Here is a 14,950-nt window from a genome sequence, read left to right as displayed (position 1 = left end):
CCAACAGTGAGGACCAGGCGGAAACATCGGTTAAAGAAGTCTATAACATGAAAGAAAAAAATAAGAATTTCATGAAGTCCTTCTTCTCCTGGACTAAAACAAAAATAACCGGAAAATTTTCACTTGCTGAATTTAAATTCAGAACTTCTAATGCGGATACAAAAGATGGCGGTCGACCAGGTTGCTTAATATTTGATGAATGGCACATCTATGAAGATACGAAATTAATTAATACTCTTAGCTCTGGTTTAGGGAAGGTGAAACATAGACGAAGAATTTATATATCCACCAACGGTCATGTCCGTGGTGGTTTTTTTGATAAATTTATTGAGCAATGTTTAGAAATATTAAGCGGTGGCAGCAAGCGAAATAATCGTTTTGTTTTCATTTGTAAAATGGATAGTAAGGATGAAGTTGATAATCCCGAATTGTGGGAAAAAGCAAATCCGATGTTTAGCAAACCAAGAAGTGATTATGCAGAAGAGTTGTTCGACACGATTATGGATGAATATTTAGATTTAGAAGATGATCCATCTGGTCGCCCGGAGTTTATGGCCAAAAGGATGAACCTTCCGCAAGAAGACAACACAGTTAAAGTTGCTTCTTGGAAAGATATTGAAGCGACAAACCGGCCCATACCTTATGAAAAATTAAAAGGGAAAACATGTGTTGGTGCTATCGACTTTTCTTTTGTTAAAGACTTTACAGCATGTGGTGTACTTTTCAAACAAGGGGATGATTACATTTGGGATAGTCACCAATTTGCTAGACGTGATTTCATCAAAGAAGCCAATTTAAAACCGCCCATTTATGAATGGGAAGAAAAGGCTTTAATTACTTTGCTTGATGAACCGGTAATAGATATTAAATATATGGTCAATTATTTTTGTGAAATGAGAGAAAAATATGGATTAAATACAATTATCGGTGACACCTTTCGTCTAGACATTGTAAAGCGTGCATTAGAGGACGCAGGATTTACCGTTCTATATATTCAAAATCCGCATGCTATATATGCAAAGCTTGCTCCCAGAATTGAAATGCTCTTTGCTCAACAAAGAATCATCTTCGGAGATAACCCTCTTATGAGATGGAATACAAACAACATAGTTGTAAAAGTCAAAAATGACGGTAACAAGGATTTCTTGAAAAAAGATGAAGTGCGAAGAAAAACGGATGGATTCACAGCATTTGTATATGCATTGTGGCAAGCGGATAACATACTCGAAGACGAAACAGATATTGGTGAAGCATTAGATCTGCTTGACGCTTTGAACTTCTAGGGAGGGGGTGAAAATGTAAAATGGGATGGTTAACTGATAAGTTAAGGAAAAATAAAGAGATCAAATCCATGTTTGATTTAGATTTATTTCAAGAACCTACACATCGTGCATATTTAAAAAAGATGGCTCTAGAAACGTGTATTAACTTCATTGGTCGTGCTATTTCGCAATCCGATTTTCGATTCATGAAAGACGGGAAAAGGCAGATTAACGATTGGGATTACTTATTAAACATACGTCCAAATACTGATCAAAGCGCTGCTGAATTTTGGCAGGACTTTGTTTTTAAATTGATACACGAAAATGAAGTGTTAGCTATTTTAACAGATAGCAATGATCTATTGATTGCAGATAGTTTTGACCGTGAAGAATACGCTGTTTTCCCTGATGTATTTAGCAATGTAACAGTAAAAGACTATACATTTAATCGCACATTTAAAATGGATGAAGTAATTTTTATTCCATACAACAACGAAAAATTGACTACCTTTATGCAAGGTATGTTTGATGACTATGGTGATTTATTTGGACGGATGATTGAAATAAACATGCGGAATAATCAAATACGCGGTACTGTCGATATCGAATCTACTCAGTCTTTGGATAAAGAGAATCAGGGTAAATTACAGAATTTTATCGATAGGTTATTCAAATCATTCAAAAATAACACGGTCGCTATCGTGCCGCAATTAAAAGGATTCAAATACACGGAAGTTGCGAAAGGCGACAACAACGGCAAATCTGTGGAAGAACTATCGAAACTGAAACGTGATTTAGTAAATGAAGTTGCGATAATTTTAGGAATACCAGTTTCACTTATTCACGGTGACATGACAGAATATGAAACAGCAATCAAAGCTTATATTAAGTTTTGCATAGGACCACTTAATAAAAAAATATCGGACGAACTAAATGCGAAATTAATAGAAAAAGAGAATTACCTTAAAGGCGAAAATATAAAAGTACAAGGTATTTCAGAATTAAATGCCCTTGAGGTTGCAGATGCAGTTGATAAATTACGAGCTAGTGGCGTTTATAACGGCAATCAAATTCGTGTGAAATTGGGTGATGAGCCAGTGGACAATCCATTGCTAGAAGAGTATGTAATGACCAAAAATTACGAGTCAACTAAAGGGGGTGAGAATAAGAATGAGAGGAATTAATAGAGACGATTTCTATAAAATATTTAAGAATCAATCGCATGTAGAGAAATTGAAAGAAATTCCGCAAAAATTTAATGCAGTACATGATGAAGAAATAAAAACATCTGAAATTACGATTTACGGTGTTATTGGAGCTTCATGGTGGAATGAAAGCTTCTCAGCAAATGATATTGACGAAGCGATTAAAGCAGCTGGCACCAATGATATAATCATTAACTTGAATAGTCCAGGTGGTGATGCTTTCGACGGGATAGCAATTTTTAACCGTTTGAAACGCCATGAAGGGAAGGTGACTATCCATGTGGATGGTTGGGCGTGTTCAGCTGCATCTGTTATTGCAATGGCGGCAGATGAATTAATCATGGAATTAGGTTCAATGTTTATGTATCATGAAGCTTCTAACATCGTTTGGGGAACTAAAACGGAGATGCGTAAAGAAGCCGACATTCTAGAAGAACTTGAAGAAGGCATTATTGATATCTATATGACGAAAACAAATTTAAGTCGTGAAGAAGTGCGTGCTAATCTAGATGCTGAAACATGGATTAGTGCTAAGAAAGCTGTAGAACATGGATTTGCTGATAAGGCTGCAGGTGGAACGGACGAGGATCCGGTTGAACCTATTAATACGATTGAAAACAAACAACAAATCATGAATGAATTAAAAAACATTTTAAAACCAAATAATCAAATCCAAGAACCTGATCCACCTTCCTCCACAACATCAACTGTGGAAGACAACGGAAATGGTTCTTTTAATTTACTTAAAAAATGGAGGTAACAAATTATGACAATAAAATTAAACGGTAAAATGGAAAACTTTGAAACAAAGAAACAAGCTTATATGAATGTTATGAAGGATGATAATTCAACTCCTGAACAATTAGAAAATGCATTTAGCGATATGTTCACGGCTTTGCAGACAGATTTAACAGAACAAATTACTACGGAAGCACGCAACGAAGTGCATGACGCACAAATATTAGCTTCACGTGGTCAAAATGTGTTAACTTCTGCAGAAAGAAAATTCTATAACGAAGTAATCGCAAGTGGCGGGTTTAATGAGGATACAATTCTTCCAGTTACAACACAAGAACGCGTTTTCGAGGACTTAAAAGCAGAACATCCTTTACTAGATGTAATCGGATTAAAAGACCTTGGGGCAGTTACTCGATACATTTATAGTGACCCAACTAAAGCTTATGCTTGGGGAGCACTGTTCGGTGAAATTAAAGGTCAGGTTTCTGCAGCGTTCCGTGAAGAGACTATCTCTCAACTTAAGTTAACAGCTTTCGCAGTGATTCCAAAAGATATGTTGGAATTAGGACCAGAGTATGTGGATCGATACGTTCGTGACATATTAGTTGAATCATACTCAGTGGGTATGGAATACGGTCTTGTAAACGGTCGCGGTCCTTCAAAAGATGAGCCAATCGGATTAATGAAAGATGTTGCTGAAAATGGTGCTATTACTGATAAAACTCCAGTCGGCACTTTGACTTTTGCACCTTCAGAATACGGTGAAATTGTAGCAGGTGAGTTACATGATGTAATCAAGAAGTTATCTGTGGATGCTAAAGGAAAAGCCCGGAAAGTCGCAAATAAAGTTGTGATGCTAGTAAATCCTACTGACGCTATTTCAGTTCAATTCCGTAATACCATTCAAACTTCTAACGGTCAGTGGGTTACTTCTTTACCTTACAACATCCAACCTGTTGAGTCAGAGGAGATTCCACTGGGTAAAGCTTTATTCTTTGTACAAGGAGCATATTTAGCAGCAATTGCAGGCGGATATAAAATCAATAAATTTGATGAAACACTTGCTATCGAAGATGCGCGTTTATATACGATGAAACAATTTGCCAACGGAAGACCTAAAGATAACAAAACAGCTTTACTTTATGATTTAGATATTAAATTCGGCTTTGGTACACAACCAGAAACTCCTTAAAATAGGGGTTTCTTTTTCTTTATAAAAATCTAGGAGGTATTTAAATGGAAAAATACAAGGTAGTTCGAGAGTTCAAAGAAACGAAGCATGATGGCCATGTGTATGTGGTAGGTGATTCCTATCCGAAAGAGGGAGAAAAGGCGACTAAAGCAAGGTTGGAAGAATTGTCTACGACGAAAAATAAATATAAAAAAGTTTATATCGAGGAAGTAGTTAATGAAGAACAAAAAGTTGAAAAAGTAGCAGGTACTTCAGATGAAAACGACTCGAAAGTAGAAACTCCTAAAGACAAGGAGTGATTCCATGAATGAGTTAGAGAAAAAGGACTTGCTTAATGAAGTTAAGTCTTATTTACGTATCACTTGGAATGAGGAAGATCCAGACATTCAAAAAATGATTGACCGTGCTATTTCTTATTTCAAATCCATTGCTGGTACAGACGTAGACTTTGTGGATGATGGACAAAACCGTCAATTGCTCTTAGATCGTTGTCGTTATATGCGAAACCATGTAATTGAGGAGTTTGAAGAAAACTTTAAATCTGAAATTATAAATCTTCAATTTAGGCTTTACAAAGTTGCGGAGGACATTATAGATGGCACAATATAGCGCACTGAATGATGGGTTTGCTCAATACGGCACAAAGGAAACCAAGCGGTCTGAAAAAGGTAAGCGGATAGGCGATGAATTCATTCCACAAGGACGCTTGGCTTATCAAGAGATATCCAGGAGGGATGAGGACTATCAACTGGCTCAAATCATGTCCAAAACACTGGATATTAAAATTAAGACGCTCTATCCTCCACAGTTAAGAGATGTGAACAAAAGTAAGTTAACGATGGTGGTAAATTCAACTGAATACAATGTTATTAAATGTGATTCCGATGGCCCTAAAAACTTTTTGTATTTTTATCTCCAGGAGGTGGGACCGATTGAGCAAGATTAAAGAGTACATGCAAAGGCAAATTGAAGAAATGCAAACGGCTTTAGAAACGTTTAACATCCCACTTTTTGAAGATGAAATTGCAGAGGATGAAGAGGAAAAGCTTTATCAAAACGATTATCATTGTTTCGTCTATGAGACGTTAGATATCTCCAATAATGACGATTTAAAGAGCGTTACGCAGACTGTGGCTGTCTACTATTACTCGGAGAATAGAGATGACTTAGACGAGCGTACAGTGGCTATTATTCTATCATTAAAAGATGTTCCGGGTTTTTCATTAAACAGGACAACAAAACAGCGGTTGCAGAAGAAAGAAACAGACCAATTTGTGGACCGTGTGATATTTGAGTATAGTCGCAAAATCGTTACGGGGTGCAAAGTATGATATTCGAAATGGATTACCGACAGTTGCAAGAGTTAGAAAATCGCATTCGACAGCTTCCCAATCATGCTGAACGTGTCATAAATGAAACCTTGCATACAGGTGGGATTGAATTATTGGAGAGTAATGTTACTCGTTTAATTCCAAAATCAAACCGTAATAAAAATGCTCCTTGGTATCGAGAGCACGGAAGTGTGAAGCATGCGAAAGATGCCAATTGGTCTGTAAGTAAAAAAGAACATCTAGGTTTCATGCTCAAGTCTAGAGGGGGAGCTGCAAATAAAAGAGGCTCCTTTGGTTATCTTGTATTTCCAGACGAAGGTCGGGGGCAGGTAGAACAAAGTTTTACCGAGCGTGCAACTGGTGTTGCCGTTCCAAAAATAGTCGCAAAATTACATGGGAAATTAATCGAAACAATAGGAGGTAATATGTAATGCCAAAACAAACAATCACAGAATTCGATTCTTGGAGTATTGTCAATTCATCCATTCAATTCATAAAGAGTGGTACACAACAACCTGGGGAGAAGTTTGGTAGTGTAGGGACCATCTCATTTGAACCAGAGACATCTACATTACAGAAAAAAGAAGGCCGGGTTGTTACGAAAGAAAAAATTGTTACTACTAAATTAAATGTATCAGTAAGTGCTCACATTCCAGTAACAGTGGCTCGTGATTTCTTTGGTCTTACGAATGATGGTTTAAAGCCAGGAATTTACTCATATGGTGAAGGCTCGCTCGGTAGAGATTTTGTCTGGACAGCAGATGTTGTGGATGTATTCGAAGAGGTAACGAAATTAATTGCCTTCCCGAAAGCTTCTAACTCCGCTGGTTTAACATTATCCATCGACGCAACGCAAGAAGAGTTAGCTCTGTTAGAACTAACTTTCTCTGCTGTAGCGGATTCAGCTGGTCAATTCTATTATGAAGCACTTGTTCCTGAGTTAGAAGATCCCACCATTGCGGATAAATGGCACACGGAGTTCAACCGTACGTTAATTGCAGCACCAGATACTCCTTAATTAAATTAGGCTATGTTTAAGGCTAAGGTAGATTTTTATGAGGTTGGGAAAATTCGATTTTCGAAATTAAAGAGGGAACTTAGAGTATATCTCAAGTTACTCTTTTTTCTTCTATATATAAAAATGTCAACTTCATTCGACTAAATGTAAAAAAAACTTTACTTATTGTAAAAAATATATTACATTTTGAGTGGAGGTGAAAGTTTGATTGCAAATAAGATACACATATTTAGAGCTGAAAAACGATTAACTCAAAAACAATTAGCTGACTCAGTCGGAGTTAGTCGTCAGACAATAGTAGCAATGGAAAAAAATAAATATAACCCGTCTTTAATTCTTGCCTTCAAAGTAGCTAATGCATTAGAACAAAGTATTACTGAAGTATTTACTTATAGTGAAGAAAAGGAGTTGTAGTCAATGAATGTTATATCGATTTTAATTTTTGTCTTAGTAGTTCTTATGATTTTTTCTGAAATTTATAAGTTGTTAATAGAAAAGAGCAAGGAATTAAATGATGAGAGAGGTACAATGATATTACTAAAAACAAAAAACCTTTCATATTCCATAATGTTTGCTGGAATTATTGGCAGTGTTATATTAGTTAGGACATTTGAGTTGGTCCAACAAGAAAATTTTATTTATTTAGTAATGATTGTATTTTTAGTTCAGAGCATAGCCTCCTCCATTTATTTGTTTTCTTTAAAAAGAGTATAGTTTGAAAGATAACCGTGCTTTAACAGAACAATTGGCTGCCTTTAGAGGTGGCTTTTTCTTATTAAACTACCGGGTTGCTTTAGAAAAAAATATCAAAGTAAAATGAGTCAAGAGAAAATATCCTAGCTCATTTTTTATGTGTATTTTGAATCAATCTTTACCTTTAACATAATCTTAAATTAAATAATTGCATAGCGTAGCCCTCTCCTATTCGAGAGGGTTTTTTATTTGATTAAAATCGGAGGGATAACATGAAAGTACAAAAGGTAACTTTAAAAGAATTTGAAATTGTGGAAGTCGAAGGAGAATTTGAAAAACGATTTATTAATGAAAAGAACTATCCTGCTTTTTTAACAAACGCATCCGTAAAACGTGGTTTTGAAACAGGCTTGATAGAAACAAGCTTATGGGAAGATTTACTTAAAATCATGGGTCTACAATCGGTTATAGAAAAAAAGGATGAGGAAAGCACTTTGCAGTTAATGAATATGTTTGATGAGCAAAAATTGATTGCGGTTGTTTTTCTAGGAGTCCTTGGAGCGAATAAAAATCTAGACTTAACATTCGATAGCTTCGTGGAGAAATATCATTACGATTTGGCAGAAACGATTGAGCTTTATGCAAATTTAATTACGAATTTAGTGTCACACGATCCTAATCAATTTGCGAAAGGTTTACAACAAAGCACAAAAAGTGAAAAAAAAAATTCAAGCCTCCTAAATTAAGTGTGGAATGTGTGGAGGACAGATACGTCATGTATGTATTAGTTTCTGGAATTGATTCGGAAACCTTCTGGCATTCTCCAATTTCAAGTGTAGAGCGAATTTACAATGGTAAGTTAGCATTCGATGGTTGGCAGAACAGTCCCCAGGAGGTGAAATAAATGGCGAGAAATAATAACGAAATTAATATCACCTTTAAAGCCTTTAACAAGAATTTTAATTCAGCTATAAAGGAAATGGATGACCAAACCAAACAATTGCGTCAAGAGATGAAGCTGCAAGCAGAACAAATGAAACATACAGCCTCTAGTACCGACAAGCTGGAAGCAAAATTGAATAGCTTACAACAAATCTATGATGTACACCGGAAAAAAACACAAGAAACTTCACAAGCACTGGAACAAGCAAAACAAATATGGGGAGAAAGTTCCCAAGAAGTTGCTAAATTAGAAGCTCAACTCAAAAGGCATCAAATCGCGGAGCAACAGGCAGCTAATTCCATAACGGAGACTCGACAAGCTTTACAACGAGCACAAAAAGCACAAGAACAACAAGCGACTTCACTAACACAATTAAATCGTCTATTTGATGCTACTGGAACATCTGTGGACCAATTTGCCGATGAGTTAGGTTCCGACTTGGTAAATGCAATACAACAAGGTCGAGCAAGCGCCACGCAATTAGACAGTGCCTTTAACCAAGTTAGTCGTTCCGCCCTGGGTGCAAATACAGACCTAAATCAAGTCCAACAGACTCTACGAACATTAGATAGCGGTTCCAGTATTACAGATGTACGACAGGAATTGGGACGTCTACAGCAAGAGGCAAATCAAGCGCAAGAAGGTGTACAAGAATTAGGGAATGAATTGCAAGCCTTAGGAGGTATTCTTGCAGGCGCTAGTATTGCAGGAGCCGTGGCTAAGGCCCTTGATGTGGATGACTTAAAAACAAAGATTGATGTTACATTCGATGTCCCTGAATCATCTAAAGCAAGCATTCGTAAGGCACTTGCAGATGTGAAGAAATATGGGGTGGACGGAGAAGAGGCACTAGAAGGACTACGTCGTCAATTTGCATTAAACAAAGAGGCAAGTGATGAAACAAATGCATCTATAGTTAGAAGTGCTGCCGCCATTGCTTACGCTTACAATGGAATTGATTTTACGGAATTAATCCAAGAAACAAACGAAATCGGAAAAGAACTGAAAATCTCAGACCAGGAAGCATTGGATCTTGTTAATTCATTACTAAGAATCGGGTTTCCTCCTGAACAGCTAGACATAATAGCCGAATATGGCTCACAACTTAGACGGGCTGGGTACGAGGCTAAAGAAATAAAGGGTATTTTAGCAGCCGCATCAGGAGTGAATTCTTGGAATATAGATAACCTTTTGGATGGTTTGAAAGAAGGACGTATTAAAGCAACTGAAATGGGACGCGGTTTATCTGAATCGTTTAAAGATAATCTAAGGGATGTTGTGGGAAGTACAAATAAAGCGTCTGAAGAACAAATATCAGCAATGGAAACCAACTTTGCAAACCAAGAAAAATCTTTATCGAAATCGCTTAGTAGGCGTTACGAAGCAATATCTAAATCCTATGAAAATCAAAAAAAGGCACTTCAAAAAACTTTAGAACAACAATATGAAGCTGTGGAAGATTCCTATGAGGATAAGGAAGAAGCGCTTGAAAAATCCTTAGAGAACGAATATGAAGCACAAGTTAAATCGTATGAGAAATCACTCGAAAAAATTGAAAAATCATTAGATCAAGAAGTCAAAGCATTTGAAAAAGCTTCAAAAGATAAAATTGCATTAATAGATAAAGAATACAATGAGAAGTTAAAGCTTATAGACGAAGAGAAATATCGTCAAATTAAAGCGATTGAAGATCAAATAAATAATATCAACAAGGTATCTGCAGCAGAAGAAAAGATACGAAAAAATAGAGAAAATGCCAGTAAACGCTCTGAGTTACAAGAGAAAATAAGAACTGCTAAAGATGCTAAATCAAAGCAAGAAGCATATAAAGAGCTGAAAGATTTCGATGAGCGTTTACGTGTTGAAAAAATAAAAGAGGAACGACAAGCACAAATTGATGCTTTAAAAGATGAGAAAGATTCTATCAATGAAGCTTATGATGAGAAAAAGGAAGCTCTCAAAGAAGAAACGGAAAATCGTAAAGAAGAAACAAAAAATGCGATTGAAGTGGAAAAAGAGGCTTTATCTGAAAGGCAAGCAGCCGAAAAGAAGGCTTTCATAGAGAGTAATAAAGAAAGGTTAAAACTCTTAAAAGAAAATCAAACGGCAGAATTAAACAACTTCCGTGAAGTGAATGCAGAAAAATTAAATGCATTAAGAGAAGAACACCAAAGTCGACAAGAGTTATTAAATGAACGGTTAAGTACCGAATTATCAGCTGTACAAGAATCCCACCAAGCTCAATTAGAGTCCTACCGAGCAATGAATCAGCAAAAAATGGAACTTGCTAAAAACCCTCCAGACACAGCTGAGTTTAAAGCGATTGAACAGCAACTCGAGTCTTGGGGTGCTGCAATTGCAAAAGGTGGGGAAGAAGGTTCTCAAGCGTTTGAGGACATGGTCAAATGGCTCAATAGCATTGAAGATGCCACTCTACAGAATGCGATTGGCGTAGAGCTTTTTGGAACGATGTGGGAAGATCAAGGGCAAAATATTATCGACTCTGTGTTAAATGCTGATGATGCTTTAAAAGATTTAGAAAAAACCGAACAAAGTGTAAGCGATACAGCTAATCAGATTGGTGAAACAAGTGGCCTTGTTCAATTAAGAGAAGCAACAGAGAATTTAATCGTTGCGCTCGATCCATTATTTACTGTAATAGCAAATGTGGTCGGTGCATTAGCGAATTGGGCATCCAACAATCCCAAAATTACTGCAGCCATTGTTGCAATAGGTAGCGCTATAGGGATATTAATAGGAGCCTTTGCCGCCATAGGCCCAGCTCTTCTAGGTGTGGTCTCCTTGTTTGGTGGGGGTACAGGTGGGACGGGATTGCTAGGTATCCTATCTAAGTTAGGCCCATTTTTATTAACTTTAGGTTCTAAAATACTTCCTGCATTAAGAATTGCTTTTGGTGCATTGACTGGACCTGTCGGATGGATCATTACTGCTCTCACCATTGCTGTACCTCTAATCATCAAACATTGGGATTCTATCTCTGAATTCTTTGCGAACCTGTGGAAGGGCATCGTAAATATTTTCAAAAAGTCTGTGGATGGTTTAGTAAATTTCCTAAAACAATGGGGTCCAACATTACTTGCGGTTCTAACCGGTCCTTTAGGATTATTAGTTGCTTTAGTAATCAAAAATTGGGATGCAATAAAAGCTAAGACTTCCGAAATTTTTGGTAGAGTACGAGAAACCACCATAAGTATTTTTCAAAGCATTTTTACCAATACAGTAGGCAAAATTACTAGTTTAAAAGACAGAGCGGTGGAAATCTTCGGTAAACTGAAAGATGGTATCACAAGACCGATTGAAAAAGCACGAGATGCAATTAAGAATGCAATCGATAAAATCAAATCGTTCTTCCAGTTCAATTTTAAATGGCCAGAATTAAAGATGCCTAAATTTAAAATTAAAAAAGGTAGCTTAAACCCGATGAAGTGGTTCAGTGAAGGCTTCCCGGAGATTGACATTGAGTGGTTTGCGAAGGGGGGCGTCATGACACGTCCAACTTTATTCGGAGGTAATGGAAATACGGCATTTGTTGGCGGTGAAGCGGGCCCAGAAGCAGTTTTACCACTGAATGAACGAGTGTTAGGCGCTATTGGCAATGCCATTTATGCAGCTACTGGAAAAGATATCAGTGGACAACAGACAGTCTACAATTTCGAAAAAATGCTAGATGGGGCTGTATTCCATGTGCGTGAAGAAGCAGATATTAAAAAGATTGCTAGAGAATTAGGCGATTATACCAAAGTCAGAGAAAGAGGAGGGCGAAGATAATGGGCTTAACATTCAACGGTAAACATTGTAATACTGTAGGGTTAGATGTGTCTGATACTCGTCGCCCTCTGATGGCTGAGCCAGATATAACATTTGTAGAAGTTCCAGGACGAAATGGTGCTATCGTAATTACTAATACAGATAAACCGACTTTCAAGGATATAAACGTGGAAGTCGATTTTTTGTTAGAACCAAACGGACAATCTTTCCACAATCATTGCAGACAAATCGCAAAATGGCTTTCGACACTTGAAAAGAAACCACTCGTATTTGATGATGATCCAAGCTATACCTATAAGGCGATTGTAACCAGTCAAATAGATATTGAACGGATTTCCGGCTATGGCGAGTTTACCGTAATCTTTCGTTGTGATCCATACGAGGTTACCTCATGAGTTATCAAGTTGAATTAGTAAATAAACAATCGCTCAGTCACATTAGATTTGTGGAAGTCGTCAATGAACCGAAGATAAAAGAAGAAATCAATGGAGAGTATTCTTTGAATTTTGAAGCACATTATGAAGCTAAATCAGATTTGAATACTAATGTACTCGTGAAAGTAAACGAACAGTATTATCAAATTAAAAAGCTTAGAAAAAGTCGTAGTGATAGTATAACATTGTCTGTACAATGCGAGCATGTGTCCTACGAGCTGATAATTGAGGGTGACTATGAAGAAGATTGGGAAATAGAATCAACCGCGCAAGGTATGCTTAATTCCATTTTTAGCGGTACAAGGTTCACGCTAAAAAGTTGTATTTCTACTAATTTCGCCTACTACCGGACGAAGAAAAAAGATAAGAGACAACAAGCAATAGACGTTGCTAATTTATTTGGTGGCGAACTACATTTCGATAACTTCGAAGTTTATCTTGTGCATCAACGAGGTTCTGACAAAAATCTTGATGTTGAACTAGGTGTGAATTTGCTTGGTGTCATGGAGGAAATCGATTTTGTAGAGGGTACAACCGCGTACGAATTAGATTTAGTGGATTTATCTCGTATTAATGGCTATGAATTAGACTTTTCCGCTGCTGAAATTGGGGACACAATAGGCATCATCGATAATGTACTAGGTATCAATACGAATGAACGAATTATTGCCATTGAATATAATCCTTTTCAAAGGCAACTTCCTACCGTTACAGTAGGGCAATATATTAGAGATTTCACGGAGTACATGAGGGATGAAGAAGAAGCTATTACTAAAACGAATGATACATGGCTAGAGGTTTTCCAAATCGGTGATACAAACGTCCTCTATGAAGATGATTTAGAGAAAAATGGCGCACTTGTCGAGATTGACGAGAAAGTACCGGTGGTCACGTTACAAGTTAAACAAGAACATATTGGAGATACAATTTCTCTGAGTTTATTCGATTCTTCGGGTAGTCAATATTCAAATTACAATGAACATGCATTCGATTTAAACGGAAGACTTGTAATTGAAGGCGATTTTCCAAGGGGTACATCTGGCGCTGTAGAAGTCATTATAACTTCAAAAAGCACAGGTGAAGAGCGTAAATACTTCGTGAATGTGGAGGACATATCAGCTGAGAGTTTTGAGGATTATTGGCTAGAATCTCTTTTAGTTGGAAATGAGGAATGTATCTATCTAGATGGCTTGAATATCTCTAACGGTGGAGAAGGCGCAGATCTCTTTATTGAACATAAAGTAGATACAATTACAATCAAAGTTAAAAAGGAATACAAGGATTATATTAAAGCAGTGTCAATTTATAACGATGTAAACGTAATTGTGTACACTCGAGGGTCATCACATTTTGATGCAAACGGTCAAGTCATCATCAAAAGGGAATTTCCAATGACTGAAAAAGGTTCCATTAAGATAGCAGTCATGCACCCGACTACTAAAGCGAAACAAACCTTTCTGGTTGGAGTATCCGTAGGAGAAAATCCTATTGAACAAGAATCCGAGCTTTCTGAATTTCGAGTAGGTAATGTAGATTGTTTATCGCTCGGAGATATTGATTGTACACCATACGTATTAAATTATATCGACGGCAATTCGAATACGATTGAAGCCAATGTCGTGTATGAAGTCTCCGAGTCGGAAACAGGTGTATTTGTATCTCTCAAAGAGGAGTATAAAAATTACTACCTAACGGTGTTTGCTACTGTAAACATGCAAGGACAAGAAATGACCCAAGTAATAGAATATGATCCTGGGATTTTTGGTAATATGTCCATTCCAATGGAAGGCATGACCCCCGAAGGAAACATGATGAAGTTAGATTATACTCATCTAGGAGTTATTATTAGTAAATTGCCATTCAATGAAATTACTCCAGGTTCATTTGTTAAAGCATATGGAGTGAACTTTGTATTAAAGGAAGTACCTGTTGAGACAAAGGATGTTATGTATGCTTTTGTAGGGAATACAAAGGAAAATTTTAAAGGTCTCAGCTGTATATCACTAAAATTTATCACAAACATTTCAAACTTTCGAGATGATTTTATGAACGATATTGTGTTTGAGTCTTCTGAAGAAACGACAGAATTATATCCAGTGGCTTATGGATTGGCTTATCAATATGGTAATTTAGTACAAGTCGTGGATGGGGTAGTCACGTCTGTATTAGCAAATAATGATATTAGTTAAATCTTATACAAAAATAGGATGGCTATTAATTCATAAAAAACTAATAGATTGTACACTTACAGTAATTAAAATTATTCATATGTCATTTCATATTTTCATTTTTATTTAGAATAATTTAAAATGAAAAAGGGGGAGAGAATATGAATCAAACAATTT

The 14,950-nt window shown here is 36.6% G+C and carries 17 protein-coding genes; all 17 read left to right on the top strand.

Going from position 1 to position 14,950, the window contains the following annotated elements:
* Nucleotides 1-1,283 (top strand): terminase TerL endonuclease subunit (locus tag H9650_RS20170; protein ID WP_191698003.1); only part of this gene is annotated, 1,283 nt, incomplete at its 5' end.
* 20 nt (nt 1,284-1,303) lie between these two features.
* Nucleotides 1,304-2,446 carry a phage portal protein gene (locus H9650_RS20165; RefSeq protein ID WP_191698002.1) on the top strand — a complete coding sequence of 381 codons (1,143 nt, stop codon included), beginning with the start codon at nt 1,304-1,306 and terminating at the stop codon, nt 2,444-2,446.
* Nucleotides 2,433-3,227, top strand: coding sequence for a head maturation protease, ClpP-related (locus H9650_RS20160; protein WP_191698001.1), 795 nt, complete (start codon nt 2,433-2,435; stop codon nt 3,225-3,227). The genes H9650_RS20165 and H9650_RS20160 overlap by 14 nt, the downstream gene beginning before the upstream one ends.
* A gap of 6 nt (nt 3,228-3,233) precedes the next feature.
* Nucleotides 3,234-4,397: a phage major capsid protein gene (locus H9650_RS20155; RefSeq protein ID WP_191698000.1), complete on the top strand. Its 1,164-nt coding sequence runs from the start codon at nt 3,234-3,236 to the stop codon at nt 4,395-4,397.
* A 44-nt stretch (nt 4,398-4,441) separates the two neighbouring features.
* On the top strand, nt 4,442-4,696 hold the full coding sequence (locus H9650_RS20150; RefSeq protein WP_191697999.1) for a hypothetical protein: 255 nt from the start codon (nt 4,442-4,444) through the stop codon (nt 4,694-4,696).
* A gap of 4 nt (nt 4,697-4,700) precedes the next feature.
* The gene (locus H9650_RS20145) at nt 4,701-5,006 is read left to right on the top strand and encodes a head-tail connector protein (RefSeq protein ID WP_191697998.1); all 306 of its coding nucleotides are present in this window, start codon (nt 4,701-4,703) and stop codon (nt 5,004-5,006) included.
* Nucleotides 4,993-5,343: a phage head-tail adapter protein gene (locus H9650_RS20140; protein WP_191697997.1), complete on the top strand. Its 351-nt coding sequence runs from the start codon at nt 4,993-4,995 to the stop codon at nt 5,341-5,343. Before H9650_RS20145 ends, H9650_RS20140 begins: the two co-directional genes overlap by 14 nt.
* Complete coding sequence (locus tag H9650_RS20135) at nt 5,330-5,728, top strand: hypothetical protein (protein WP_191697996.1); 399 nt, start codon at nt 5,330-5,332, stop codon at nt 5,726-5,728. The genes H9650_RS20140 and H9650_RS20135 overlap by 14 nt, the downstream gene beginning before the upstream one ends.
* Nucleotides 5,725-6,159 (top strand): hypothetical protein, encoded by a 435-nt coding sequence (locus H9650_RS20130; RefSeq protein ID WP_191697995.1) that lies wholly within the window; start codon nt 5,725-5,727, stop codon nt 6,157-6,159. Before H9650_RS20135 ends, H9650_RS20130 begins: the two co-directional genes overlap by 4 nt.
* Nucleotides 6,159-6,746 (top strand): phage tail protein, encoded by a 588-nt coding sequence (locus H9650_RS20125; RefSeq protein ID WP_191697994.1) that lies wholly within the window; start codon nt 6,159-6,161, stop codon nt 6,744-6,746. The genes H9650_RS20130 and H9650_RS20125 overlap by 1 nt, the downstream gene beginning before the upstream one ends.
* A 204-nt stretch (nt 6,747-6,950) precedes the next feature.
* Complete coding sequence (locus tag H9650_RS20120; protein WP_191697993.1) at nt 6,951-7,160, top strand: helix-turn-helix transcriptional regulator; 210 nt, start codon at nt 6,951-6,953, stop codon at nt 7,158-7,160.
* Nucleotides 7,161-7,163: 3 nt separating this feature from the next.
* The gene (locus H9650_RS20115; RefSeq protein WP_191697992.1) at nt 7,164-7,460 is read left to right on the top strand and encodes a hypothetical protein; all 297 of its coding nucleotides are present in this window, start codon (nt 7,164-7,166) and stop codon (nt 7,458-7,460) included.
* A gap of 251 nt (nt 7,461-7,711) precedes the next feature.
* Nucleotides 7,712-8,185, top strand: a complete 474-nt coding sequence (locus H9650_RS20110) for a hypothetical protein (protein WP_191697991.1) — start codon at nt 7,712-7,714, stop codon at nt 8,183-8,185.
* A 29-nt stretch (nt 8,186-8,214) separates the two neighbouring features.
* Complete coding sequence (locus H9650_RS20715) at nt 8,215-8,343, top strand: hypothetical protein (RefSeq protein WP_263619347.1); 129 nt, start codon at nt 8,215-8,217, stop codon at nt 8,341-8,343.
* Complete coding sequence (locus H9650_RS20105; protein ID WP_191697990.1) at nt 8,344-12,171, top strand: tape measure protein; 3,828 nt, start codon at nt 8,344-8,346, stop codon at nt 12,169-12,171.
* The gene (locus tag H9650_RS20100; protein WP_191697989.1) at nt 12,171-12,566 is read left to right on the top strand and encodes a distal tail protein Dit; all 396 of its coding nucleotides are present in this window, start codon (nt 12,171-12,173) and stop codon (nt 12,564-12,566) included. The genes H9650_RS20105 and H9650_RS20100 overlap by 1 nt, the downstream gene beginning before the upstream one ends.
* Entirely contained in the window at nt 12,563-14,794 is a 2,232-nt protein-coding gene (locus H9650_RS20095) for a phage tail protein (RefSeq protein WP_191697988.1), read from the top strand. Before H9650_RS20100 ends, H9650_RS20095 begins: the two co-directional genes overlap by 4 nt.
* The last annotated feature ends 156 nt before the right edge of the window (nt 14,795-14,950 follow it).

This window comes from Psychrobacillus faecigallinarum, assembly GCF_014836595.1.
Taxonomy (GTDB): domain Bacteria; phylum Bacillota; class Bacilli; order Bacillales_A; family Planococcaceae; genus Psychrobacillus; species Psychrobacillus faecigallinarum.
This window is presented reverse-complemented; position numbering and strand designations above follow the sequence as displayed.

Coding starts and splice junctions, on each gene's coding strand:
- H9650_RS20715 (WP_263619347.1), top strand. CDS start 8,215: ATGTATGTATTAGTTTCTGGAATTGATTCGGAAACCTTCTGGCATTCT.
- H9650_RS20110 (WP_191697991.1), top strand. CDS start 7,712: ATGAAAGTACAAAAGGTAACTTTAAAAGAATTTGAAATTGTGGAAGTC.
- H9650_RS20095 (WP_191697988.1), top strand. CDS start 12,563: ATGAGTTATCAAGTTGAATTAGTAAATAAACAATCGCTCAGTCACATT.
- H9650_RS20100 (WP_191697989.1), top strand. CDS start 12,171: ATGGGCTTAACATTCAACGGTAAACATTGTAATACTGTAGGGTTAGAT.
- H9650_RS20115 (WP_191697992.1), top strand. CDS start 7,164: ATGAATGTTATATCGATTTTAATTTTTGTCTTAGTAGTTCTTATGATT.
- H9650_RS20160 (WP_191698001.1), top strand. CDS start 2,433: ATGAGAGGAATTAATAGAGACGATTTCTATAAAATATTTAAGAATCAA.
- H9650_RS20155 (WP_191698000.1), top strand. CDS start 3,234: ATGACAATAAAATTAAACGGTAAAATGGAAAACTTTGAAACAAAGAAA.
- H9650_RS20130 (WP_191697995.1), top strand. CDS start 5,725: ATGATATTCGAAATGGATTACCGACAGTTGCAAGAGTTAGAAAATCGC.
- H9650_RS20150 (WP_191697999.1), top strand. CDS start 4,442: ATGGAAAAATACAAGGTAGTTCGAGAGTTCAAAGAAACGAAGCATGAT.
- H9650_RS20165 (WP_191698002.1), top strand. CDS start 1,304: ATGGGATGGTTAACTGATAAGTTAAGGAAAAATAAAGAGATCAAATCC.
- H9650_RS20105 (WP_191697990.1), top strand. CDS start 8,344: ATGGCGAGAAATAATAACGAAATTAATATCACCTTTAAAGCCTTTAAC.
- H9650_RS20125 (WP_191697994.1), top strand. CDS start 6,159: ATGCCAAAACAAACAATCACAGAATTCGATTCTTGGAGTATTGTCAAT.
- H9650_RS20145 (WP_191697998.1), top strand. CDS start 4,701: ATGAATGAGTTAGAGAAAAAGGACTTGCTTAATGAAGTTAAGTCTTAT.
- H9650_RS20140 (WP_191697997.1), top strand. CDS start 4,993: ATGGCACAATATAGCGCACTGAATGATGGGTTTGCTCAATACGGCACA.